This window comes from Sphingobium cupriresistens LL01 (assembly GCF_001046645.1).
Classification (GTDB): Bacteria; Pseudomonadota; Alphaproteobacteria; order Sphingomonadales; family Sphingomonadaceae; genus Sphingobium; species Sphingobium cupriresistens.
This window is the reverse complement of the sequence record NZ_KQ130435.1, coordinates 292,254-314,904: the sequence shown is the minus strand read 5'-3', so window position 1 is coordinate 314,904 and position 22,651 is coordinate 292,254. Positions and strand designations below refer to the sequence as shown.

30 protein-coding genes are annotated in these 22,651 nt (G+C 65.6%); 13 read left to right on the top strand and 17 right to left on the bottom strand.

Features of this window, described 5'->3' with window-relative positions; translation table 11 throughout:
- Positions 1-49 precede the first annotated feature (49 nt).
- From V473_RS14550 to V473_RS14515, 8 genes are all read left to right on the top strand, one after another.
- Positions 50-1,006 carry a DMT family transporter gene (locus V473_RS14550; RefSeq protein ID WP_201785537.1) on the top strand — a complete coding sequence of 319 codons (957 nt, stop codon included), beginning with the start codon at positions 50-52 and terminating at the stop codon, positions 1,004-1,006.
- Between the two features lie 44 nt (positions 1,007-1,050).
- Complete coding sequence (gene crcB / locus V473_RS14545) at positions 1,051-1,437, top strand: fluoride efflux transporter CrcB (RefSeq protein WP_066606377.1); 387 nt, start codon at positions 1,051-1,053, stop codon at positions 1,435-1,437.
- Positions 1,434-2,891 carry an RluA family pseudouridine synthase gene (locus V473_RS14540; RefSeq protein WP_066606374.1) on the top strand — a complete coding sequence of 486 codons (1,458 nt, stop codon included), beginning with the start codon at positions 1,434-1,436 and terminating at the stop codon, positions 2,889-2,891. The genes crcB and V473_RS14540 overlap by 4 nt, the downstream gene beginning before the upstream one ends.
- Positions 2,888-3,505 (top strand): FMN-binding negative transcriptional regulator, encoded by a 618-nt coding sequence (locus V473_RS14535; protein WP_066606372.1) that lies wholly within the window; start codon positions 2,888-2,890, stop codon positions 3,503-3,505. Before V473_RS14540 ends, V473_RS14535 begins: the two co-directional genes overlap by 4 nt.
- The gene (locus V473_RS14530; protein WP_066606370.1) at positions 3,502-4,161 is read left to right on the top strand and encodes an HAD-IA family hydrolase; all 660 of its coding nucleotides are present in this window, start codon (positions 3,502-3,504) and stop codon (positions 4,159-4,161) included. The genes V473_RS14535 and V473_RS14530 overlap by 4 nt, the downstream gene beginning before the upstream one ends.
- Positions 4,158-4,421, top strand: coding sequence for a hypothetical protein (locus V473_RS14525; RefSeq protein ID WP_066606363.1), 264 nt, complete (start codon positions 4,158-4,160; stop codon positions 4,419-4,421). Before V473_RS14530 ends, V473_RS14525 begins: the two co-directional genes overlap by 4 nt.
- Entirely contained in the window at positions 4,418-5,113 is a 696-nt protein-coding gene (locus tag V473_RS14520) for an ATP12 family chaperone protein (protein ID WP_066606361.1), read from the top strand. The genes V473_RS14525 and V473_RS14520 overlap by 4 nt, the downstream gene beginning before the upstream one ends.
- Positions 5,114-5,213: 100 nt before the next feature.
- Complete coding sequence (locus tag V473_RS14515; protein WP_066606360.1) at positions 5,214-6,047, top strand: hypothetical protein; 834 nt, start codon at positions 5,214-5,216, stop codon at positions 6,045-6,047.
- 77 nt (positions 6,048-6,124) lie between these two features.
- Here V473_RS14515 and V473_RS14510 read toward each other — a convergent pair whose 3' ends face one another.
- The 3 genes from V473_RS14510 to V473_RS14500 are packed head-to-tail and all read right to left on the bottom strand — an operon-like array spanning position 6,125 to position 8,631.
- Positions 6,125-6,811 carry a murein L,D-transpeptidase catalytic domain family protein gene (locus V473_RS14510; protein WP_066606359.1) on the bottom strand — a complete coding sequence of 229 codons (687 nt, stop codon included), beginning with the start codon at positions 6,809-6,811 and terminating at the stop codon, positions 6,125-6,127.
- 52 nt (positions 6,812-6,863) lie between these two features.
- A complete protein-coding gene (locus tag V473_RS14505) occupies positions 6,864-7,178 on the bottom strand; it encodes a hypothetical protein (RefSeq protein ID WP_066606358.1) in 315 nt (104 codons plus the stop codon).
- Positions 7,179-7,182: 4 nt separating this feature from the next.
- Complete coding sequence (locus tag V473_RS14500) at positions 7,183-8,631, bottom strand: L,D-transpeptidase family protein (protein ID WP_066606356.1); 1,449 nt, start codon at positions 8,629-8,631, stop codon at positions 7,183-7,185.
- A 56-nt stretch (positions 8,632-8,687) separates the two neighbouring features.
- Here V473_RS14500 and V473_RS14495 point away from each other — a divergent pair, with 56 nt between their 5' ends.
- Positions 8,688-9,584, top strand: coding sequence for a histone deacetylase family protein (locus V473_RS14495; RefSeq protein WP_066606354.1), 897 nt, complete (start codon positions 8,688-8,690; stop codon positions 9,582-9,584).
- Here V473_RS14495 and V473_RS14490 read toward each other — a convergent pair.
- The 8 genes from V473_RS14490 to hisB all read right to left on the bottom strand — a co-directional run bounded on the left by V473_RS14490 (position 9,581) and on the right by hisB (position 14,159).
- Complete coding sequence (locus V473_RS14490; protein ID WP_201785527.1) at positions 9,581-10,156, bottom strand: hypothetical protein; 576 nt, start codon at positions 10,154-10,156, stop codon at positions 9,581-9,583. The two genes, V473_RS14495 and V473_RS14490, sit on opposite strands and share 4 nt — an antisense overlap.
- Positions 10,157-10,229: 73 nt before the next feature.
- Complete coding sequence (locus V473_RS14485; RefSeq protein WP_066607425.1) at positions 10,230-10,550, bottom strand: phosphoribosyl-ATP diphosphatase; 321 nt, start codon at positions 10,548-10,550, stop codon at positions 10,230-10,232.
- Positions 10,551-10,589: 39 nt separating this feature from the next.
- Positions 10,590-10,853, bottom strand: coding sequence for a PEP-CTERM sorting domain-containing protein (locus V473_RS14480; RefSeq protein ID WP_066606351.1), 264 nt, complete (start codon positions 10,851-10,853; stop codon positions 10,590-10,592).
- Positions 10,854-11,013: 160 nt separating this feature from the next.
- On the bottom strand, positions 11,014-11,778 hold the full coding sequence (gene hisF / locus V473_RS14475; RefSeq protein ID WP_066606349.1) for an imidazole glycerol phosphate synthase subunit HisF: 765 nt from the start codon (positions 11,776-11,778) through the stop codon (positions 11,014-11,016).
- Between the two features lie 37 nt (positions 11,779-11,815).
- The gene (hisA, locus tag V473_RS14470) at positions 11,816-12,553 is read right to left on the bottom strand and encodes a 1-(5-phosphoribosyl)-5-[(5-phosphoribosylamino)methylideneamino]imidazole-4-carboxamide isomerase (RefSeq protein WP_066606346.1); all 738 of its coding nucleotides are present in this window, start codon (positions 12,551-12,553) and stop codon (positions 11,816-11,818) included.
- 96 nt (positions 12,554-12,649) lie between these two features.
- The gene (hisH, locus tag V473_RS14465) at positions 12,650-13,261 is read right to left on the bottom strand and encodes an imidazole glycerol phosphate synthase subunit HisH (protein WP_066606343.1); all 612 of its coding nucleotides are present in this window, start codon (positions 13,259-13,261) and stop codon (positions 12,650-12,652) included.
- On the bottom strand, positions 13,258-13,548 hold the full coding sequence (locus V473_RS14460; protein WP_066606340.1) for a YciI family protein: 291 nt from the start codon (positions 13,546-13,548) through the stop codon (positions 13,258-13,260). Before V473_RS14460 ends, hisH begins: the two co-directional genes overlap by 4 nt.
- Positions 13,549-13,571: 23 nt before the next feature.
- Positions 13,572-14,159, bottom strand: a complete 588-nt coding sequence (gene hisB, locus V473_RS14455) for an imidazoleglycerol-phosphate dehydratase HisB (RefSeq protein WP_066606338.1) — start codon at positions 14,157-14,159, stop codon at positions 13,572-13,574.
- Between the two features lie 109 nt (positions 14,160-14,268).
- On the opposite strand from hisB, the gene V473_RS14450 reads away from it, so the two are divergent.
- From V473_RS14450 to V473_RS14440, 3 genes are all read left to right on the top strand, one after another.
- The gene (locus V473_RS14450; RefSeq protein WP_066606334.1) at positions 14,269-14,745 is read left to right on the top strand and encodes an SspB family protein; all 477 of its coding nucleotides are present in this window, start codon (positions 14,269-14,271) and stop codon (positions 14,743-14,745) included.
- Positions 14,746-14,850: 105 nt separating this feature from the next.
- Positions 14,851-16,239 carry a class II fumarate hydratase gene (gene fumC, locus V473_RS14445; RefSeq protein ID WP_066606331.1) on the top strand — a complete coding sequence of 463 codons (1,389 nt, stop codon included), beginning with the start codon at positions 14,851-14,853 and terminating at the stop codon, positions 16,237-16,239.
- 49 nt (positions 16,240-16,288) lie between these two features.
- Positions 16,289-16,633, top strand: a complete 345-nt coding sequence (locus V473_RS14440) for a hypothetical protein (protein WP_066606329.1) — start codon at positions 16,289-16,291, stop codon at positions 16,631-16,633.
- Here the strand turns inward: V473_RS14440 and V473_RS14435 are convergent.
- Positions 16,630-17,199, bottom strand: a complete 570-nt coding sequence (locus V473_RS14435) for a DUF2585 domain-containing protein (protein WP_066606327.1) — start codon at positions 17,197-17,199, stop codon at positions 16,630-16,632. The two genes, V473_RS14440 and V473_RS14435, sit on opposite strands and share 4 nt — an antisense overlap.
- A 54-nt stretch (positions 17,200-17,253) precedes the next feature.
- Between V473_RS14435 and gmk the strand changes: the two genes are divergently transcribed.
- Positions 17,254-17,919: a guanylate kinase gene (gmk, locus tag V473_RS14430; protein ID WP_066606324.1), complete on the top strand. Its 666-nt coding sequence runs from the start codon at positions 17,254-17,256 to the stop codon at positions 17,917-17,919.
- Here the strand turns inward: gmk and V473_RS14425 are convergent.
- The 5 genes from V473_RS14425 to V473_RS14405 all read right to left on the bottom strand — a co-directional run bounded on the left by V473_RS14425 (position 17,916) and on the right by V473_RS14405 (position 22,630).
- Positions 17,916-18,992, bottom strand: a complete 1,077-nt coding sequence (locus tag V473_RS14425; protein WP_066606321.1) for a class I SAM-dependent methyltransferase — start codon at positions 18,990-18,992, stop codon at positions 17,916-17,918. The genes gmk and V473_RS14425 overlap by 4 nt on opposite strands.
- Positions 18,982-19,848, bottom strand: coding sequence for a prolipoprotein diacylglyceryl transferase (gene lgt / locus V473_RS14420; protein ID WP_066606319.1), 867 nt, complete (start codon positions 19,846-19,848; stop codon positions 18,982-18,984). Before lgt ends, V473_RS14425 begins: the two co-directional genes overlap by 11 nt.
- Positions 19,849-20,337: 489 nt before the next feature.
- Positions 20,338-21,978: a recombinase family protein gene (locus V473_RS14415; protein WP_066606316.1), complete on the bottom strand. Its 1,641-nt coding sequence runs from the start codon at positions 21,976-21,978 to the stop codon at positions 20,338-20,340.
- A 29-nt stretch (positions 21,979-22,007) separates the two neighbouring features.
- Positions 22,008-22,349 carry an HVO_A0114 family putative DNA-binding protein gene (locus V473_RS14410; RefSeq protein ID WP_056683795.1) on the bottom strand — a complete coding sequence of 114 codons (342 nt, stop codon included), beginning with the start codon at positions 22,347-22,349 and terminating at the stop codon, positions 22,008-22,010.
- A complete protein-coding gene (locus tag V473_RS14405; protein ID WP_066606313.1) occupies positions 22,346-22,630 on the bottom strand; it encodes a toxin-antitoxin system TumE family protein in 285 nt (94 codons plus the stop codon). The genes V473_RS14410 and V473_RS14405 overlap by 4 nt, the downstream gene beginning before the upstream one ends.
- Between the last annotated feature and the right edge of the window lie 21 nt (positions 22,631-22,651).

Here is a 22,651-nt window from a genome sequence, read left to right as displayed (position 1 = left end):
ATGATAATGTTCGCAGCCGATACGGGGTCGGACGGAAAGATGGACGATGATGACAAGGGAATCAGGCGGGGCGATGCTGGCGGGCATCGCGTGCGGCGTGGGCGCGGGCGCTCTATGGGGGCTGGTGTTCCTGGCGCCCGAAGTGGTGCGCGGCTTCACCCCGTTGCAGCAGGCGGTCGGTCGCTATCTGGCCTTTGGCGCGCTCTCGCTGATCCTGGTCGCGCCGCGCTGGCGGATGCTGGCCGCGCGGATGACGCCGCGCCTATTGTGGGCGCTGGCCTGGCTCGCGCTGGCCGGCAACCTCTTTTACTATGTGCTGCTGGTGAGCGCGGTGCAGATGGGCGGCGTCGCCATGACATCGCTGGTGGTCGGTTTCCTGCCGGTGGCGGTGACGATCGTCGGTAGCCGGCAGGCGGGCGCGGTGCCTTTGCGCCAGCTCGCGCCCTCGCTGCTGCTGTGCGTCGCGGGCGCGCTGTGCATCGGCTGGCAGGCGGTGGTGATGCCCGGACCGGGGCCGGTGGCGACGCGGCTGCTGGGCTTCGCCTGCGCGGTCGGGGCGCTGATCTCCTGGACCGCCTTCGCCATCGGCAATAATCACTGGCTGCGGCGGCAGGACGACATGCCGGCGCAGGACTGGAACCTGCTGATCGGGCTGGCGACCGGGTGCCAGGCGCTGCTGTTCCTGCCGGTCGTGTTGTGGCTGGGCCTGGGGCGGCATGATGCCGCGGCCTGGACGCAGTTTACTACTGTCTCGGTCGCTGTCGCGCTGCTGGCTTCGATCGTCGGCAATGCGTTGTGGAACCGGGCGAGCCGGTTGTTGCCGCTAACCATGGTGGGGCAGATGATCCTGTTCGAAACCGCCTTTGCTTTGCTCTACGGCTTTGCGTGGGAAGCGCGCTGGCCGACCGGGCTGGAGAGCGCAGCGTTCCTGCTGGTGGTGCTGAGTGTCGTCAGTTGCATCGCGGCGCATCGGCGGCCGGTGGCAGGGCTTGTCACAACCGCCTGATTGCGCGCTTTCCCCTTTGACGGATTCGCTATAGGGCGCTTTGCATGACCAATATGTTTCTTGTGATGGGCGGGGGCGCCGTGGGCGCCGCCTTGCGCTATCAATTGGGGCGCTTCGCCGGGCAGATGGCGCCCGGTACGGCCTGGCCCTGGGGCACTTTCGCCGCCAATCTGATCGGCGGTTTCGCCATGGGGCTGCTCGCCGGATGGCTGGCGCGCGGGGGCAGCGTGTCGGGCGAACCGATCCGGCTGTTGCTGGGCGTGGGCGTGCTGGGCGGCTTCACCACCTTTTCCGCGTTCAGCCTGGAAACCATGCTGATGATCCAGCGCGGCGATATCCTGCTGGCGAGCGGCTATGCGCTGGCGTCTGTGATCGGCGCAGTCGTGGCGCTGGGCGTGGGCCTGGCCGTGATGCGGAGTGTCGTGGCATGAAGGGGCGTCCTCCCGCCAGGCCCGGCGCGGGCGCGACCGGCGGCAAGGGGCCGCGCGACGGCAAGCCTGCGGGCCGTTCCGCCAGCGGCAAGCCGTCGGACAAGCGCTTCGGCGACAAGAAGCCGGGTGATAAAAAGCCCGCTGACCGCAAGTTCGACCGGAAATCCGCCGACGGCAAACCCGGCGCGCCCGGCCGCGCCCGTGGGGGCGCGAAGGCGGCAAGTGCGCGCAAGGGGGACGGCGGCAAGCCGCCGTTCAAGCCCCGTGCGAAAGCTGCTGCGCCCGCCGCAGCCAAGGCCGCACCGGCCGCCGCCAAGCCCGCCGCCGCCAAGAGTAGCGCCGCCAAGGGCGTGTCGCTAGACGTCCGCCAGTTCCGCGTGGCCGCCGACGATGACGGCATCCGCCTCGACCGCTGGTTCCAGCGGCATCTGCCCGATGTCGGCTTCAATATCGTGTCGCGCTGGTCGCGCACCGGCCAGTTGCGGGTCGATGGCGCGCGCGCCGCGCCGGGCGACCGTATCGTAGAGGGGCAGACGATCCGCGTCCCCCCCGCCGAAGCGCGGCCCGATATGCCCGAAAAGGCGAAGCGCGTCCGCGTCATCGACCTGACGCCCGACGAGATCGCCTATGCGCAGGAGATGGTGATCCATCGCGATGCGCAGGCCATCGTCATCAACAAGCCGCCGGGGCTGGCCACGCAGGGCGGGACCAAGACCGACGAGCATGTCGACAAGCTGCTCGACGCGCTGCTGTTCGATTCCGAATCGCGCCCCAAGCTGGTCCACCGGCTGGACAAGGACACGTCGGGCGCGCTGCTGCTGGCGCGGACCAGCCGGTCGGCCGCGCATTTCGCCAAAGCCTTTTCCAGCCGCACCGCGCGCAAGGTCTATTGGGCGCTGGTGATCGGCGTGCCGTCGATCAATGACGGCATGATCGAACTGCCGCTCGCCAAGCAGCCAGGCACCGGCGGCGAGAAGATGCATGTGGACGAGGAAGAGGGGATGCCCGCCCGCACGCGCTATCGCGTGATCGAACGGGCCGGCAACCGCGCCGCCTGGGTCGAGCTGCAACCCTATACCGGCCGAACGCACCAGTTGCGCGTCCATTTGGCGGCGATCGGCCACCCGATCGTGGGCGACGGCAAATATGGCGGCAAGGATAGCTTCCTGACCGGCAGCATCAGTCGCAAAATGCACCTTCATGCGCGGCGCATCCGCGTGGATCATCCCGATGGCGGGCGGGTGGACGTGATGGCGGACCTGCCGACCCATTTCGCCAACAGCCTGGAGGATCTGGGCTTCGACCTCTCCTTGGGCGACATGCCGCTGGACGACGAGATCGACCGGACCCCGACCCGCGAGGACGAAAAGAAGTTCGCGCGCCAGCATGCCAAGCAGGTGCGCAAGGATCGCAAGGGCGAGCGCCGGTCGCGGGGTGGCGGCCGCGGCGAATGACGCCGGGGGCGCCCTATCGCTGGACGGATGAGGCGGCGATCCGGGATTTCGTGGGACAGTCGGGTTTTGGCCTGCTCTGCGTCGCTGCGCCCGACAGGATGCATGTGGTGCATCTGCCTGTCGTCTGGCTGGACGATCGGCGGATCGGCCTGCACATCCATCGCGCCAATCCGATCGTGCGGCATCTGGATGGAGCGGACGCACTGATCGTCGTCGCCGGGCCGCATGGCTATGTCAGCCCGGACTGGTATGGCCTGCCCGACAAGGTGCCAACCTGGAATTACCAGTCGGTCGAGCTGCGCGGGACCATGGCGCGGCTGGATCGGGCGGCGACGATCGCGCAGATCGATGCGCTGAGCGATGAACAGGAGCGGCGGCTGGCGCCCAAACCGGTGTGGACCCGCGACAAGATGGGGGCGGGACAGTTCGAGCGGTTGCTGACGGGGCTGGTCGGATTCGCCATGCAGGTGGAATCGCTGCACGGCACCGCCAAGCTGGGGCAGGACAAGCCGGAGGCGGCGCGGATCGGCGTGGCCGATGCGCTAGACGCCGGTGGCAATGCGGCGCTGGCGGCGCTGATGCGGGCGACTCTGGGCGAAGGGGACGCGGCATGAGCAATCGCCTGGTCGTCTTCGATTGCGACGGCACGCTGGTCGACAGCCAGCACAGCATCTGCACCGCCATGACCCGCGCCTTCGAGGATGTGCAACTGCCGCCGCCCGAACGGCTGGCGATCCTGTCGGCGGTGGGCCTGTCGCTGCCGGTCGCGATGGCGCGGCTGCTGCCCGATGCGGAGGCGGATTTCCACGATCATCTGGCCGATCGCTACAAGCTGGCGTTCCAGGCGATGCGGCGCGAGCAGGGGGTGCAGGAACCGCTCTATCCCGGCATCGCCGATCTGGTGGCGGAGCTTGACGCGGCGGGATGGCTGCTGGGGGTGGCGACCGGCAAGTCGGACCGCGGCCTCAACCTGTGCCTCGCCCATCACGGTATCATCGACCGGTTCGTGACGCTGCAGACCGCCGATCGCCACCCGTCCAAGCCGCATCCCTCGATGCTGATGACCGCGATGGCGGAGGCGGGGGCAGAGCCGGAAACCACGGTGATGATCGGCGACACCAGTTTCGACATCGCCATGGGGCTGGCCGCAGGCGTGCGCAGCATCGGCGTGGCATGGGGCTATCACCTGCCGGGGGAACTGGTCGCAGCGGGCGCCCATGCGGTGGCGATGGACAGCGCGGAATTACGCGGTCATATCGGCGCGCCATGACCGATCTTCCTCCAGAGACACCGCCCAAGACCAACGCCGATTCGATCGCCCGCCAGCGCCATTTCGCCATTGGCCTGTTCCGCCTGTCGGGCGCCTTTATCGTCATGTTCGGCTTCGTGGCCATCATGCAGCGCTTTTCCTGGGTGCAGGGTGACAGCGCCAAGGCGTTCGGCGCGATCATGGTCGTCACTGGCCTGTTCCAGTTCATCGTCGTGCCGCGCCTGTTGCTGGCGCTGTTCCGTCAGAAGCCGCCGCAATGAAGCGTTTCTACAAGGATGTGACCGTCGTGGCCGACGGTGGCGGCTTCGCGATCCAGCTGGACGGCCGCGCGGTCCGCACCCCCGCGCGCGCGCCGTTGGCGCTGCCCACGCCCGCGCTGGCCGATGCGGTCGCGCAGGAATGGCGCGCGCAGGGCGAGACGGTCGACCCCGCCCTCATGCCGATGACCGGCCTTGCCAATGCGGCGATAGACCATGTCGCGCCAAAGCCTGCGGCGTTCGCCGAAGGGATCGCGCAATATGCGCAAACCGACCTGCTCTGCTATCGCGCCGATGGGCCGGAAGCGCTGGTCGCGCGGCAGGCGGCCGCGTGGGAGCCGCTGCTCGACTGGGCGCGGGCGCGCTATGACGTGACCTTTGCGGTGACGCAAGGGATCATCCCGGTGCCGCAGCCGCCTGAAACGCTCGCCCGGCTAGGCGCGGCGGTAGCCGCCTGCGACGCCTTCACGCTGGTCGGGCTGTCAACTTTGGTGTCGCTCAGTGGATCGCTGGTTTGCGGATTGTCGATCGTAGAAGGCGGGCATGACCTTGATCGGGTGTGGCAGGCCGCCGAAATCGATGAGGCATGGCAGGTCGAACTATGGGGCGAAGACGCGCTGGCCGCCTCAGCTGGCGCACGGCGCACCGCTGATTTTTCCATGGCCGGAGCCTTTTGCGCGATGAGCCGCAAATAAGGCGGTAGGAACCCAAGCACGTATTCGTTCATTCTATGGATGGCGAGGGCGCATTGCGTCCATCCGACAACCTGTTTCAACGATCAAGGAGACCCAGACGTTGGCCTCAACGTTCCGCAACACCGCTTTGACCGCTCTTTTGACGCTGTCCGCGCCGCTGGCCCTGGCCGCTCCCGCGCTGGCGCAGCAGGCGCCGGCCGAAACGACGCCCCCGGCAGCGGATGCCGCGCCCCCGGCCGACGCCGCCCCTGCAATCGAGGGCGCAGCAGCGCCCGCCGCTCAGGCCGCTCCCGCCGCGCGTGAAATGACCCCCGCCGAAATCGCCGCCTTCAACAAGGCCGTGACCGACTTCACCGCGGGGCAGGCTGCGCAGCAAAAGGGTGATAATGCCGGGGCGGTGGCCAAATATGATGCCGCGATCCCCGCGATCCGCACTGCGGTGGAGGCCGATCCTGCGAAGATCGACAATGTCAATTTCCTCGCCAATGCGCTCTATGCCGACGCTGCCGCCTATGGCGTGTTGGGCCAGATGGACAAGGTGATGGCGCTCTACGGCGAATCGCTGCCCCACTGGCGCAAGGTGGTGGAAACCAAGCCCGCCGACGCCGCCAGCCGCAACATATTGGCCGGCATCCTCATCCAGATGGGCAATAAGGAATTACGCGACCATGACCGCGCCGGGGCCGACCCCTATTATGAAGAAGCGCTGGCCCTGGCGCGCAAGTCGGTGACGGAGCAGCCGACTGACGCGGTGAGCAAGAATGTGCTGCTGTCCGCGCTCATCGGCGCCAGCCAGACCTCCACGGAAGAAGGGCTGCGTGAAGAAGCGATCAGCATGGGCAAGGCGATGATGGCCGACGGCACCATCGACGCGATGAACAAGCCCTCGATCGAAACGATGACGGGACCTGCGGCGCCGGCTCCTGCACAATAAGTGTTGGTCGTATGACGCGACGGAAGGGCCGGGGCGATGCTTCGGCCTTTTTCGTGCGCCGCGCGCAAGCAGACCCGTCAACCGTTACCGATCTTGTCCGCGTAGAGCATCCGGCCCGGTCCCAACATGCCTAGCACCTGCGGCACCAGATGGGGGGCGACAGCGAAACAGCCTTCGGAACGGCCGCATTTGCCCCAGGCGGCAACATGATCCTCGCTTACATAGTCCGCGCCATGGATAACGATGGCGCGCGGTTCGGCGTTATTATTCTGCGGGTCGAGGCCCAGCAGGCGCATCGACCGGCCATGTTGGCCGAAATACATCTCGCCCGTCTTGAATGCGCCGGACGAGCTGGCGAGCGAATTAAATTCGTTCGAAAAACTATGCAGCCAGCCGGAATGTTCGGGGTCCGATCCGCGACCGTGCGATACCAGATAGCTGCTGGTCTGTCCGCCGATCAAATCGACGATATGCATCCGCGGATTTTTCGATGGGGCGTCGAAATCCACGATCGCCAGTCGATCGCGCAACGCGAAGGCGTTGGCATGACGATCGAGCGCCGCCCTGGCGCGTTCCAGCAGCGCGGAATAGGGCTTTTGCGCCACCGTGCGCGGGGTTGCAGGTACGGTGGGCGCTGGCGGAACCGCAGCGGGGCTGATCGGTTCAGGCCCTGTCGAGGACAGAGCGGCGCGACCGATGCTGTCCGACAAAAACGAAAAGGCGAGTCCGCTTAAAGCGAACTTCGTAAAATTGCGGCGATCCATGACCGTCCTATAGCAAAGCGGACGCCCCGGTCCAAGACCGGGGCGCATGAGTTTACTCGCCCGTTTTGCTCGCTTCATCCGCAGGCTGGCTCTGTTCGCCGCCTTCGGGCAGGCGCGACGTCATGCCGGACGCCTCGGCATCATCCTGAATCTGCTGCAGTTCCGACACCGAGGGCGGCGGCGCAGCCGGAGTCGCGTCAACGTCATTCTGCGGTTCGGGCAGTGGCGCTTCGGGTTCCTCCACAATCACATTTTCGACCGGCGGCTCGACCAGATTGTTGGTGACAGTCGGGGCTTCTTCTTCCTTCTTGCCGCAGGCGGAGAGGAGGAGGGCGCCGGCAAGGGCGGCAAGTACGAATGTGCGCATGGGATCAATCCTTCGATGCGATTGCGGGAGAGGGGGCTGCTGTGGGATCGACGCGGCGGCTGGATGCCTCGATCTTCTGCGCGAGCAGCTTGTCCCAGCCATAGGGATCGGCGCGGAAGCTGACCGTGCCTTCATTGTTGGCGAAGGCCGTCCAGTAGAGCAGATAGACAGCAACCTGACTGGGCAGGGACACGCGCTGGGTCTTGCCTTCGTCGATCAGCGTCTGGATCTGGCCGTTCAGATCGGGATCGGCAGCGACCATCAGTTCGGCCAGCGCCACCGGCTTTTCCAGGCGGATGCAGCCATGGCTGGCGAGCCGGTCGTAGCTGGAGAATTTCCCGCGTGAGGGCGTGTCGTGCAGATAGACGGCGAAGGGATTGTTGAAGTCGAACTTCAAGCGGCCCAGCGCGCTGTTCGGCCCGGCCGGCTGGACGATGCGTTCGCCCCCTTCGGGCGTCTTGACGATCTTGTAGCCCTGCCGCGCGAGCGCGGCTCGCCCCTTGGGGAAGAGTTCCCGCTTGGCGATCGACATCGGCACGTTCCAGGGCGGATTGACCACGATCGAATGGATGCTGGAGGTCAGCATCGGCGTCTGGTTGGTCGGGCTGCCGGTGACGGCCCGCATCGAACTGACCGGCTGGTCGCCTTCGAACACGGTCAGCACGGCGGCGGCGATGTTCACCTGCACGCGGTTGACCGGCAGGCTGCGCGGCATCCAGCGCCAGCGCTCCATATTCGCCATGATCGCGGCGATTCGATCGTCCACCCCGACGTTGAGCGCTTCCAGCGTGCGTGCGCCGAGCGTGCCGGTGGGTTCCAGGCCATAGCGGCGCTGGGCGCGCTGGATCACGTCGACCAGTTTTTCGTTCGGCGTGACGGCCGGGTCTTCCAGCGCGATGCGGGCGCGCACCACGTCGGGCGGGGTGGAGGCGGTCAGCGTCGGCCAGCCGCCCTTGTCGCGGATCGCCTCATATCGGGCGAGGCCCTTGCGCAGCGTGTCATAGCCCGACCAGGGCGGGGTGAGACTGGCGGACCACTGCGCCAGCCGATCTTCACCGACTGCCTTGGCAAGGCCGGGACGCGGATCGAAGGCGGCCGGGCGGAGCGCCCAGACCTGAAGGAAATCGGCCGTATCGACCCGGCCGGTGTTCAGCGCCTTGGCGCGGTCGAGCAGGGCGTTGACCAGCGCGTCGCCGCTCAGCGGGCCGCTTGCCTTCTGCCGCGCCATCAGACCCTGCGCGGCGCCGGTCCTCAGCCAGTCATTGGCCCAGGCCTCCTGCGCTGGCGACAGCGCCGGGATCGGCACGGGCGGCGGCGGAACCGGGATGGGCTGGACGGTCGGCGCAGGCAGCGTGGGCGCGACGATGGGCGGCGGGGTTTGCGCGACGGCGGGGGAAGACGCTACGCCAAGCAGCGCCAGCAGCGGGATACGGATCAGGTTGGGACGGTTCATGCTGGACCAGATAGCGCAAAGCCGTCACGGTTCAAATCGCGATAGCGGAAAAGATCATGCTGCACGTTGTTCACCATCCTGCCTATGTCTCCCCTGCAACAGATGGCGGCCGCTTTCGTTTCGACAAATATGGCCTGGTGATGGATGCGCTGCGCGAAAGTGGCGTGAATTTCCAAACGGTTGAACCTGTGTCGATGCCGCGCGCCTGGATCGAGGCGGTGCATGACCCGGCCTATGTGGCGGAAGTCATGACCCTGACGGTCCCGCCCGGAAAGACGCGGCGGATCGGCTTTGCGGTGACGGAACGGGTGATGCGCCGGTCGATGCTGTCGCCGGGCGGCACCTGGGCGGCGGCGAAGCTGGCGATGGTGCATGGCTATGCCGCCAACGCCGCGGGGGGCAGTCATCATGCGCTGCGCGATACCGGGGCTGGCTATTGCGTGTTCAATGATCTGGCGATCGCCGCCAACCGGCTGATTGCGGAGGGGGATGCGGCGCGCATTCTGATCCTCGACCTCGACGTGCATCAGGGGGACGGCACCGCGTCGCTGCTGGCGGGGCGGGGCGACATTTTCACCCTGTCGATCCATGCGGAAAAGAATTTCCCCGTCAGGAAGGCGCGATCGACGCTCGACATCGGGCTGGAGGACGGAACTGGCGATGACGCCTATCTTATGGTGCTGACGGATGTGCTGCCGCGCGTGCTGGACGATTTCGCGCCTGACCTTATCCTCTATCAGGCCGGTGTCGATCCGCACGGGGAGGATCGGCTGGGCCGGTTGGCGCTGAGCGACGCCGGGCTGGAAGCGCGTGACCGCTTCGTGATGCGGCAGGCGCGCGCGCGCGGCGTGCCGCTCGCCAGTACCATGGGCGGCGGCTATGGCGAGGACCGGATGGCGATCGCCCGCCGCCACGCCGCCTGCATGATCCGTCTGGCTGAAGAAGCGGCTTAGTGGAAGGCGCCGGGATCGGCCACGGCCGCCTCGGCGTTCGTCTCCATCAGCTTGGCCGCGATCAGGCCGGCGAGCGCCAGCGCCACGAAATCGCTGAAGGCGAGGTAGAGAATATAGCCCCAGGGCGCATGATTGAACACCGCCTGGCCGATATGCAGCCATAGCACGGCGCCCAGCGCAAAGAGGATGGTCGCACGCGCCCGGTCCGCAAAGCCGGTCGTCACGAAACGCAGCGCCAGAGCGATCACCACGCCGACGACCAGCGACAGGATCAAGCCGCCGATAAGCGCGCCGCTGTCCATCACCGGGAAGCCGCCTTCATTGTAAAAGATCTGCGCGACTGGCCCCTTGCCGTAAAGGATGGTGCCCTGCGCCGTCGCAGGATCGGGGATCACATAGACGCCGGTGCCGGTGGGGGTCAGCGCCTGCGCCATTGCGGCCTGCAAATTGGCGCTGGCCTGTTCGTCTGTACGGCTGAGCGCCAGCGCCGACAAGGGCGTGCCCCAGAAGATGAAGCCAGTGATGAACATGGAAAGGCCGCCCAACAGGCCGCCGATCAGAGCGCGAACCATAATGCATCCCCCTTTTCCGATATGAAGCTGACGCATCAACGCAGGGCGGGCAACATCTTTCCCGTCCTGGCGGTCAGTCCTTGGGTCGCGCGGCCTTTTCGGCGATGCCCGACAGGCCTTCGCGCCGATCCAGTTCGTCCATCACCGCGTCGAGCGGTATGTCGAGATCGGCCAGCAGCATCATCAGGTGGAACAGCAGGTCGGCGCTTTCGCCGATCACGCCCGCGCGATCGTCCGCCATCGCGGCAATGACCGTTTCGACCGCTTCCTCGCCGACCTTCTGCGCGATTTTGGCGCGGCCTTTGGTGGTCAGCTTGGCGACATAGGAGGCCGACGGGTCGGCGTTCCGTCGTTGGCGGATGGTCTGTTCCAAAGTATGAAGGGTCGCGCGCATGGGCTGCATCAAGCTTTTCGCGCGCGACCCGTCAATCACTTATTTACGCTTGCGGCCAGCAAGGAACATTCGGCCGGCCAATACGGCCGCGCCCATGCCGAACAGCGCCATCTGTTCCGGTTCCGGCACCGGCGTGGGCGTGCCGCCCGACGAGCCGCCGGTGGAGCCGCCCGTGCCGCCGCCGGTGGACGAGCCGCCGCACTTGCCGAACCAGCACCAGAAGCTGGCATTGGCGGGCGCTGGTACGGCAGCGCCCATGAGGCCGGCAGCGCCGGCCATCAGAAGCATCTTAGGAATTTTCATGTCAAATCACCCCGTTTGCGTCAAACCTGTGATGGTGGAACGCGACCCGGAGATGGTTAAGCAGAGTTCATGCCATGCAGCAGAAATCTCGGCATTTCAGCGGTGCGCCATAGTTAACGGCGATTGCGAAAACATGGTTGCTGTAAAGTGGATCGACGCTTCACGCCGACCGCACCGGCACGCCCGCCGCCGCGAGCGCGTGATGGGCCTCAGCGATCGTATGTTGGCCGAAATGGAAGATGGACGCGGCCAGCACCGCGCTGGCATGGCCCTGCACCACACCCTCGACCAGATGGTCGAGCGTGCCGACCCCGCCGCTGGCGATCACCGGAATCGATACCGCGTCGGCGATGGCGCGGGTCAGCGCCAGGTCGTAGCCCGCCTTGGTGCCATCTCCATCCATCGAGGTGACGAGCAGTTCGCCCGCCCCCAGGTCCGCCAGGCGCAGGGCGTGTTCCAATGCGTCGATGCCGGTCGGCTGGCGACCGCCATGGGTGAAGATTTCCCACCGGCCTTCGCTCACTTTACGCGCATCGACGGACCCGACGATGCACTGGCTACCGAAGCGGTCGGCGATGTCGGCTACCAGTTCGGGGCGGGCGACCGCCGCGCTGTTGACCGCGACCTTGTCCGCGCCCGCCAGCAGCAGCGCGCGCGCATCGTCCGGCGTGCGCACCCCGCCGCCCACGGTGACGGGCATGAAGCAGACTTCGGCGGTGCGGCGCACCACGTCGAGGATGGTGCCGCGCGCTTCATGGGTGGCGGTGATGTCGAGGAAGCAGAGTTCGTCCGCCCCGGCCGCGTCATAAAGCTTCGCCTGCTCGACCGGATCGCCGGCATCCTTCAGATCGACGAAATTGACGCCCTTGACCACGCGCCCATTGGCGACGTCGAGGCAGGGGATGACGCGGGTGCGGACGGTCATGCGACTGGTTTCCAATGCCCGTGGGATGTCACGTTACTCACGCCGCCGCCTTGGCGACCGCCAGCGCGGTCTTGAGGTCCAGCCGCCCGTCATAGAGGGCGCGGCCGGTGATGACGCCTTCGATCCCTTCGTCGGCATGGAGGCTGAGGATGCGGATGTCCGCGATCCCCGCCACGCCGCCGCTGGCGATCACCGGAATGTCGGTGGCGCGGGCGAGATCGACGGTCGCGTCAATATTGCAGCCCTTGAGCATCCCGTCGCGGCCGACATCGGTGAAGAGCAGCGATGCGACGCCGGCATCCTCGAACCGACGGGCCAGGTCGATCACTTCCATATCGCTCTTTTCCGCCCAGCCGTCGGTCGCGACGAAGCCGTCGCGCGCATCGACCGCGACGACGATGCCACCGGGAAAGTCGCGCGCCGCCGCCTTGACGAAGGCGGGGTCTTTGAGCGCTGCGGTACCGATCACGATGCGCGAGACGCCGAGGTCGAACCAGCGCTCCACCGCTTCGCGATTACGGATGCCGCCGCCCAACTGGACATGGCCGGGAAAGGCTTCGACGATCTTCTCGACCGCCTGCGCATTGACGGCATGGCCGGCGAAGCTGCCGTCGAGGTCCACGACATGGAGATGCTGCGCGCCCGCTTGCGCGAACAGCAGCGCTTGCGCGGCGGGATCGTCGCCATAGACGGTGGCGCGGTCCATATCCCCCTCGGCGAGGCGGACGACCTGGCCGTTCTTCAGGTCGATGGCGGGAAAGACGATCAGGGACATTATGCGACTTCCAAAATTCCGGTCGGTTCGAGCTTGTCGAGAACCTGTTGCGCGAGGGTTCTCGACAGGCTCGAACCGAACGGATGTTGCATTATATCACGGCTTCCAATCCAGAAACCGCGCCATAAAGGCCAGCCCGTAACGCTGGCTTTTTTCGGGGTGGAACTGGCAGCCGATGATGGTGTCGCGCGCGACTGCGGCGACGAGAGGCCCGCCATGGTCGGTCGTCGCGGCGACATGGGCGGGATCGGCGGCCTCATAATGATAGCTGTGCAGGAAATAGGCCTCGCCCGCCTCGATGAGCGGCGGCGCGCCGTTCAGCACCACATCGTTCCAGCCCATATGCGGCACCTTGACGGCGGCGTCGGCTGGTTCGATCAGACGGACGGTGCCGGGAATCCAGCCCAGCCCCTCATGTCGGCCGAACTCCTCGCCCGCATCGGCCAGCAATTGCATGCCCACGCATACGCCCAGGAACGGCGCGCCGCGCCCGTTCACCGCCTCGTTCATGGCGTCGACCATGCCGGGGATCGCGACCAGCGCATCGCGGCAGGCGCGGAAGGCGCCCACGCCCGGCAGGACGATGCGATCGGCCCTGGCCACGACATCGGCGTCGGCGGTGATGGCGACATCGTGCGCGCCGGCCTTGCGCAGAGCATTATGGACCGAATGGAGATTGCCCGCGCCATAGTCGATCAGGGCGATCATGCGAGCAGGCTCTCCAGAGTGACGCCCGCCGCCGCGCGCACCGGGTTGAATGCGATCACCTCAGCCGTAGCGGCGCCGTTGACGACGAAGGGATCGGTCGCGGCCTTCGCCTCGATCGCCGCGCGATCGCCACGGGCCAGCAATATACCGCCGGTTCGCGGCTCACGGCGGCCGGCCAGAAGCAGCCAGCCATCGGCAATGCCGCGGTCCAGCCAGGCCCGATGATCCGCCAGATGGCCGTCCAGAATATCGGCCGGAGCCGTGTAGGTCAGCGATATGATGAACATGGGTCCGGCCTTTCGTTGCGCTGTTACAACATGCCCTTGGTCGAGGGAATCGCGTCCGCCTTGCGCGGGTCGATCTCCACCGCCTGGCGCAGCGCGCGGGCCAGACCCTTGAACGCGCTTTCGACGATATGATGGTTGTTGCTGCCATAGAGCAGCTCGATATGCAGCGTGATGCCGGCTGCCTGGGCGAAGCTGTGGAAGAAATGCTCCACCATCTCCGTGTCCCATTCGCCGACCTTGGTGACGGTGAAGGGCAGCTTGCACACCAGCCAGGGGCGACCCGAAATGTCGAGCGCAACGCGGCTCAGCGTCTCGTCCATCGGCGAATAGACCGATCCGTAGCGGCTGATCCCGCGCTTGTCGCCCAGCGCCTTCCCCAGCGCCTCGCCGATCGCGATCGCGGTATCCTCGGTCGTATGATGCTGGTCGATATGCAGGTCGCCGACCGTCTTGACGGTCATGTCGATCAGCGAATGGCGCGACAACTGCTCGATCATATGGTCGAGGAAGCCGATGCCCGTCGACACCGTATAGAGGCCAGTACCGTCGAGGTTGACGGTGACGTCGATCTGGGTTTCCGCCGTGTTGCGGTGAATCTCGGCCGTGCGCATGGCCGCCCTATAGCGCGTAGCGCCCGTCATGCAATCTGCCATGCAATCTGGGCGTGCAATCCGCCTGCGGGGGTTGACCGCCTGTTTCGGGCCGTTAGGACATTGCGCCATGAGTGAAGATCTGCCCGACAGCCTGATTCCCTATGACGAAATCGTGCAGGAGGCCCTGCGTGCAGTCGTCGGCCGCGTGCTGGGCGAGGTGCAGCAGTCCGGCGGCCTGCCGGGCGCGCATCATTTCTACATCACCTTCAAGACGAACGCGCCGGGCGTCGACATCCCCAAACATCTGGTGGAGCGCTTCCCGGACGAGATGACGATCGTCCTCCAGAATAAATATTGGGACCTGAAGGTCAGCGACCATCATTTCGAAGTCAGCCTGACCTTCAACCAGGTCGCGGCCCACCTCAACATTCCCTTCAGCGCGATCACCGCCTTCGTCGATCCGGCCGTCAATTTCGCGCTCCAGTTCCAGGTCGCGGCGGACGAATTGCCGCAGCCGCACGAGGAGGCGGAAAATGACGGCCCGCAGGTGACGGCCGAAGATGGCTCCAACGTGGTGACGGTGGACTTCGGGAAGAAGAAGTAGAGCTGTCCGTCCGCGGGGCATGTCGCGCCGTTGGTCATTGGAATTTTGCAGCCCTGCCTTACATGACAGTCTCTTGAGATTCTTTCTCAAAAGGAGACTATCTGCATGTCCGCCACTACCCGCACCGAAACCGACAGCATCGGCGCCATAGAGGTGCCTGCCGCCGCCTATTGGGGGGCGCAGACGCAGCGGAGCATCGAGAATTTCCCCTACGGCGACACCGAACGGATGCCGCTCGGCATCGTCCATGCGCAGGCGATCGTGAAGCAGGCGGCGGCGCGGGTGAACGGGACGCATGGGCTGGACGCCAGCCTCGTCGCCGCGATCGAGGATGCGGCGCAGCAGATCGTGTCGGGCGCGCTGGACGACCAGTTTCCGCTCGTCATCTGGCAGACCGGGTCGGGCACCCAGACCAACATGAACGTGAACGAGGTGATCGCGGGTTTCGCTAATGAGCAACTGGCGGGCACGCGCGGCGGCAAGAGCCCGGTCCATCCCAACGACCATGTGAATATGAGCCAGTCGTCCAACGACAGCTTTCCGACCGCGCTGCATGTCGCAACCGTGATGGCGACGCGCGACCGGCTGATCCCCGCGCTCGAAAAGCTAACGGCGGCGCTGACCGCCAAGGCGCAGGCCTGGAGCCATATCGTCAAGATCGGCCGCACCCATACGCAGGATGCGACGCCCCTGACGCTGGGCCAGGAATTTTCCGGCTATGCCGCGCAACTGGTCAGCGGCCGCGCGCGGATCGAGGGGGCGCTCAACGGCAATATCCGCAAGCTGGCGATCGGCGGCACGGCCGTCGGCACCGGCCTCAACGCGCCCCAAGGTTGGGCCGAGGATATGGTCGCGGCGATCAGCGATATCGCGGGCGCCCCGTTCGAAAGCGCGCCCAACAAGTTCGAGCAGCTCGCCGCCAAGGATGGGCTGGTCTTCTTTGCGGGCGCCTTGAGCACGCTGGCGGTGTCGCTGACGAAGATCGCCAACGACATCCGCTTCCTGGGATCGGGGCCGCGATCGGGTCTGGGCGAACTGGACCTGCCCGCCAATGAGCCGGGCAGTTCGATCATGCCCGGCAAGGTCAACCCGACCCAGTGCGAATCGCTGACCATGGTCGCGGCACAGGTGATCGGCAATGCGCAGGCCGTGACGATCGGCGGGATGCAGGGCCATTTCGAACTCAACGTGTTCATGCCGCTGATCGGCGCTAATGTGTTGCGCTCCATCCATCTGCTGAGCGTCGGCATGGAGAGTTTCGCGGAGCGCTGCGTCGAGGGTTTGGTCGCGAATGAAGCGCGGATCGCCGAGCTGGTCGATCGGTCGTTGATGCTGGTGACCGCGCTGGCCCCGGAGATCGGCTATGACAATGCCGCCGCCATCGCCAAGCACGCCCATAAGACGGGGCAGACGCTGAAAGAGGCAGGGCTGAAACTGGGGTTGGTGGACGAGACGACCTTCGACCGGCTGGTGCGGCCGGAAAATATGGTCTGATCCAGATCAACATGGCGGAACCGGCGGGCATCCGGTACATTAACCCTGTATGAAGAAAAAAGCCCTCACCCCCTCCGCCCCGTTGGTGACGATCCGTCCGCCCAAAAAGGCGGGCCTGCTGCGAAAAGCGGCGCGGGTCGGTGCCACGGTGGTCGCTGCGCGGGTCGCGGCGGCGACGGGCAAGAAGGGCGTGTTCGGCCTGATCGCGGGCGCAGGCGCCAAGCGCATCATCATGCGCTACCCCGCCGGCGCGCTGTTCGTGACAGGCGCCTATATGGCGGGCAAGCTGTATGAGGCCAAGCGCGAGGCGGAGCGTAAAAAGAACCTCAAACTGCTGCCCGACAAGAGCGGCGAGCCTATTCCGATCGAAAGCGCGCGCAAGGCCAAGGCCTAAAGCGCCGCCTGCCATTCGCGCACCGCGTCGATGGGCCAGGTCAGCATCAGGACGTTGAGCGTCAGATTGTCGCGGATCACCGCCAGCGCCAGCAATTCCAGCACGATCGCGAGCATGACCGTCACCCAAGTTGGCGCGCGGGCAGCGAACAGGAAGCCAAGCGTCATCATGCCGATATCGCTCATCGAATTCAGGATGGTGTCGCCGGAATAGCCGAGCGCGATCGTCGCGGCGCGATAGCGGTCGATGATGATCGGCGAATTTTCCAATATCTCCCATGCCGATTCGATCAGCACGGCCAGCGCCAGCCGAGGCCCGATCGGCCGGCGTTTCAGCAACAGGTGTGCGCCCGCGTAGAACAGGAAGCCGTGGATCACATGGCTGAGGCTGTACCAGTCGGCGATATGCTGGCTGTTGCCGCTGTCGAGCGCGCCGTGCCACAATTCGACATAGCCGCAGGTGCAGATGGGGGGGCGGCGCATCAGGAACAGGATGACGCAAGCGGCCAGTGCGATCAGGGCGGCGGCGATGAGGCCGCGCCGGTTGATCCTTTGTGTGCGTCGCATCGTCTCTCCCCAGCCCCCTCTTGCAAAATCGCGTTTCAGGCGTCACTAGCGGCCATGGCCGACACCCTTCCTTCAGAGACTCCCGATTTCAAGCGGCGGGGCGTTCTTTTCGTCCTTTCCTCCCCCTCCGGCGCGGGCAAATCCACCATTGCGCGCAAACTGCTGGCGGCCGAACCGGACCTGTCCATGTCGGTATCGGCGACCACGCGGCCGATGCGGCCGGGGGAGATCGAGGGCAAGGATTATCATTTCGTCGATCTGCAAGAGTTCCGCCGGATGACGAGCGACCATGAGTTTCTGGAATGGGCGCATGTGTTCGGCCAGCGTTACGGCACGCCACGTGGCCCGGTCGAGGCGATGTTGAAGGCTGGCCAGGACGTATTGTTCGACATCGACTGGCAGGGTGCGCAGCAATTGCACCAGATTGCCGGCGGCGACGTCGTCCGCATCTTCATCCTGCCGCCGTCCATGGAGGAGCTGGAGCGTCGCCTGCGCGGGCGGGCGACCGACAGCGAGGCGGTGATCGAGGGTCGCATGGCGCGCGCCGCGGGCGAGATCGCGCATTGGGACGGCTATGATTATGTGCTGTGCAATGTCGATGCCGAGGACTGCTTTGCACGGGTCCAGACGATCCTGCACGCCGAACGGATGAAGCGCAGCCGACAGACCGGCCTGATCGGCTTCATCCGCAAGCTGGGCCGTTACCACCAGGACGATTAAACCCGATCAAACCCGGCCGGGTCCGCCCAGTCGGGATGAGTCCAGGTCATCGCCTTGAACAAGCTGCCCATTTCCGCTTCGTCGGTCAGGCGGTGGCGGGCGGCGCCTATCTCCGCGGCGCGGGTGGGGGCGGTGCGGGCGAGCTGGTCGGCGCGGGCGTCGATGCCGAGCTGGCGCAGATAATCGCCCTGGCCGACCGGGCCATGGACACGCAGGCCCGCCTGGCGCGCCATATTGCCCAGCACGGTGAAATCGACATGGGTGGTCAGGTCCACTTCGCCCGGATCGGTGAAAGGATCGGCGAACTGGTGTCCCTTCACCGCCTGGAGGGTGTCGCCCAGCGCCGGGCCTTCATGGCCATAGTCGATGATGATGACGGCGCCGCCCTGCTTGGCGATGCGGTGGGCCAGCGCATAGGCGATGCCGGCGCCCACGATCGGCGATTCGAGGATCGCGCCTTCTGGGGCTTCCACGGCGAGCGGCGGCAGGCCCGATTCGATACGACGATAGCCGGGGACGGGCAGGAAGCGGCCCTCCGCCTCCCGGCTGACGACGACGCGCTCGCGCCATTCGTCCCCGACGCGGATGCACTGGCGGACGGGCAGGGCATCGAAAAATTCATTGGCGACGACCAGCAGCGGGCCGGTGTCGGGCAGGCTGTCGATGCTGTCATGGTGGACGGCATGGGGCAGCAGGGCCAGCTGGCGGCCGCGCAGCGCCGGGCTGGTTTCGACCAGATGCACTTTGGGCGCGAGCGCCGCCCGCTCCATCGCCCGCAGCGCGTCGGCCGCCAGGGTGCCGCGGCCCGGCCCCAGCTCGGCATAGACGGCTTCGGGGCGGCGGCCCGATCGCATCCAGACGTCGGCCAGCGCCAGGCCGACCAGCTCGCCGAACATCTGGCTGATTTCCGGCGCCGTGGTGAAATCGCCGTCCGCGCCTAGCGGATCGCGGGTGGCGTAATAATGCTGGTTCGCCTCCGCTATATAGTGCGCGACCGAGATCGGCCCGCCTGAAGCGATCTGCCGCGCCAGCCGATCGGCCAACGGCAGATCGGCCAAGGGTTTAGGCGACACTGTTCATCCCGGCGATCGGTTCCACCCGGACGCGGCGGCGGCCGGCGGTGACGATCAGGTAGAGGCCGCCCAGGATCATCGGCACGCACAGCCACTGACCCATGTGCAGGCCGGTGCGCGCGGCGAACTCCATCAACTGGGCGTCGGCTTCGCGGACATATTCCACGCCGAAGCGGAAGCAGCCATAGCCCAGCAGGAAGAGGCCGACCAACATGCCCGGCTTGTAGCGCGCGCGTGTCTTCCAGAAGGCGAAGGCGAGGATGAGGAAGAGGACGACGCCTTCGAGCGCGGCTTCATACAACTGGCTGGGATGGCGCGGCAGATCGCCGCCGGTGGGGAAGATCATACCCCAGGGCACGTCGGTTTCCTTGCCCCACAATTCGCCGTTCACGAAATTGGCGAGTCGGCCGAAGAACAGGCCGAAAGGCACGACGCAGGCGACATAATCATGGATGCGCAGCCAGCTCAGCTTTTCCTTCCACGCCATGTAGAGGATGCCGAGCGACACGCCGACCGCGCCGCCATGGAAGGACATGCCGCCATTCCACAGCTTGAAGATATCGAGCGGGTGGGCGAGGATTTCGGGCTGGTAGAAGATCACATAGGCGAGCCGCCCGCCGATGATGATGCCCAGCGTCGCATAGAAGATCATGTCGTCGGCATGGCGGCGGCCCATCGGCGAACCGGGCTGGGCGACCAGTTTGAGCAGATACCAATAGCCGATCAGGATGCCCGACAGATAGGCGAGGCTGTACCATTTGAGCGTGAAGAAGCCCAGATTGAGGGCGACGGGGTCCAGCCCCAGATCTTCAAAGCGAATGGCGCCCGAAGCGGCGGCGGCAAGGTCCAGGATCAAAACAACGTCCCCTTGGGAATTGGATTGCGGGCATAGAACAAGCGGCGGCCAAGATGAAGGGGGGACGGGGATTTGGTGATGTCGGCGCGTCGCGCAGGGTCCGATTGCGCTCCACGGCCGAAGTTCACACCGTTGTCGAACGATTTGCGCGAAAAGCGCCGCCGACGCGCCTGCGACGCTATCGCGAGGCTACAGGTGGGTAAGTTCGGGGTCAGGATTGGGTCACATCGACGCCACACCGACGCGCCGGGTTCGCGCCATCTTTGCGCCATGGGTGCGATGGGCCAGCGGTTGGCAGGCCTGGGGAGTGGCTGGTCCATCGGTGAGGGTAAACCAGAGAATGGCGGAATAGGAAAGACTGTGGCGTGGGGGAGCGAAAACGGACTGGATGCCTGTCCGCTGACGGGGTGAGTGATGGCCATAGGCGACCATTTGCGGTTTTCAAAATATGCGGGCGCCATTACTTGGAAGCGGCCATTCCACTTATCGTCACCCCAGCGAACCCTGAGCCACCTTTGTCGTAACAACGGGGGCGGGTCGAGGGGTTTCCTTTGCAAAGTCGAGGATGCCCATGAGGGCGCCGTGTAGCGTGGCATGGATTTCGCCCCACTTGTCGCCAGGATGCAGGACAATCCGGTGAATGAGCGACCGAATGGCGTCGGAGGCGTCGAGCCGGGTTTCCGGGTCTTCGAGCGCTTGGGAGAATCGCTCTACCTCCCGTTCGTAGATTCCAGCGATGCCGGGATGAACGTCTGGAACAGCCTGCGGGGCCGACGCCATGCGGGTAGCGATTTCGGCCTTCTGCCGCTCCAGTTCCGCCATGCGGGCCTTCATCGTGGGCTGGTACAGCCCGTCCTCGATCGCTGTCATGATCCCGGCAATGGCGCGCTCGATCTTGTCCAGCGCGCGGCGGTCGGCTTCGATCTGCACCCGCTGTTCACGGTTCTCTCGGTTGATATGTTCGGCGTAAGCGGCGACCGCCGCCTGCACCTTCTCCGGCGACACCAGCCGTTCGCGCAGACCCGCAAGCGCCCGCTCTTCCAGCTTTTTGCGAAGGATAGTGCGGTTGTTGGCGCAGATATGGCGGCGATGGTGATTGATACAGCCAAACCGCCCGTTGACCGCCAAGCCGACCGTGCCGCCGCAAACGCCGCATTCGACAAGGCCCGATAGCAGAGTGACGGGACGACGGGCACGGTGCATCCGGCTCGCCTGCGCCGCACGAAGGCCATCGAGCAGCGGCTTATATTGCTCGACCAGCACATCTCGCCGCCGCTTCACCGCCTGCCACATATCGTCACTGACTATTCGCAGGCCAGGCACTTCGACCCGGACCCATTCGGATTCGGGATTGGGACGCCGCACGGTCTGTCCCGTGCGCGGGTCCTTGACGGCCTGCTTGCGATTCCAGACCCGCACGCCGACATACATCTCGTTGTTGAGGATGCCGATGCCCAGCTTGGGCTTGCCGCGTATGGTCGTGTCGCTCCAAGGGCGGCCGGATGGACCGGGAATGCCGTCCCGGTTCAGGTCACGCGCGATGCCGCGCGGACTCTTGCCCGCCGCGAACTCGCGGAAGATGCGCTCCACAATGGGCGCCTCTGCCGGCGCGATCCGGCATTCGCCCCTCACCAGCTCGCCTTCGCTCGAGAGCCGCCGCACCGTGCGGTAGCCATAACCCACCGGCCCCGCCGAAAACCCCTTTTCGACGCGCCCGCGCTGCCCGCGATGGGTCTTCTTCGCCAAGTCCTTGAGGAACAGCGCGTTCATCGTGCCCTTGAGGCCGACATGCAATTCGCTGATCTCGCCTTCGGCCAGCGTCACCAGCGGCACGCGCGCAAACTGAAGATGCTTGTAGAGCGTCGCCACATCCGCCTGATCGCGCGACACACGGTCGAGCGCTTCGGCAATAACGATGTCGAACTTACCCGCCTGTGCGTCCTGGAGAAGCGATTGAATGCCCGGACGCAGGATCATGCTCGCACCCGATATCGCGGCATCCTGATAGCTGTGGACGACATGCCAGCCCTCACGCTCGGCGCGCTCGCGGCAGATGCGAAGCTGATCCTCGATCGATGCGGCGCTCTGCTGGTCCGAGGAGTAACGGGCATAAAGGGCAATGCGGGTCATGAGAAAAGCTCCTGCGATCCGTTCCGCCGTCAGGCAGCCTTGGTCAGCATGAAATCGACATGGACGCCGTCATAGGGAAAGACGATGCCGCGCCCTTCCTTATGGATTACACCAGCGCCGATGAGTGCCTGCACGTCGCCATGCACCGCCTTCATGTCCCGGCCCACGCGCCGCGCAGCCTCACGGATCGACATGACGCCTTGCCCGGTCATCGCCTGGATCAAATCCCAGCGCTTGCGGGTGAGCGTCTGCCACAACAGATCGGGACTGGCGAAGCTATGATGCGCGCCCTGGGCCTCGCCCCCGAAAGCGGCAAGCGCACGGCGCGTCACATCGTCGCGGCTGGCGACGGAGAGCGTTACGATGTTCATTTTTGCCTCCATTGGTCCACGTCCTTCCAGAAGTCCGCCAGCAATGCGGCGGGCGTCGTGAAGGCATAGGCCGTTTCGCTCTCGCCGATATGCCGATGATCGCTCTTGCCGGCCTCATTGTCGTAGCGCAGCACGCAGACGCCATCGACAATATAGGCGAGGGCATATTTGAGATCGTGTATCGATCCCTTCACCGGCTGCGGCACCCGCCAGATACGAAGCTCTACAAAGGACTTCGCATCAAGCTGGTGACGTTCGTTGAGCAACGGTTCCGCCTTCATGATGGATTATATGCCATCGAA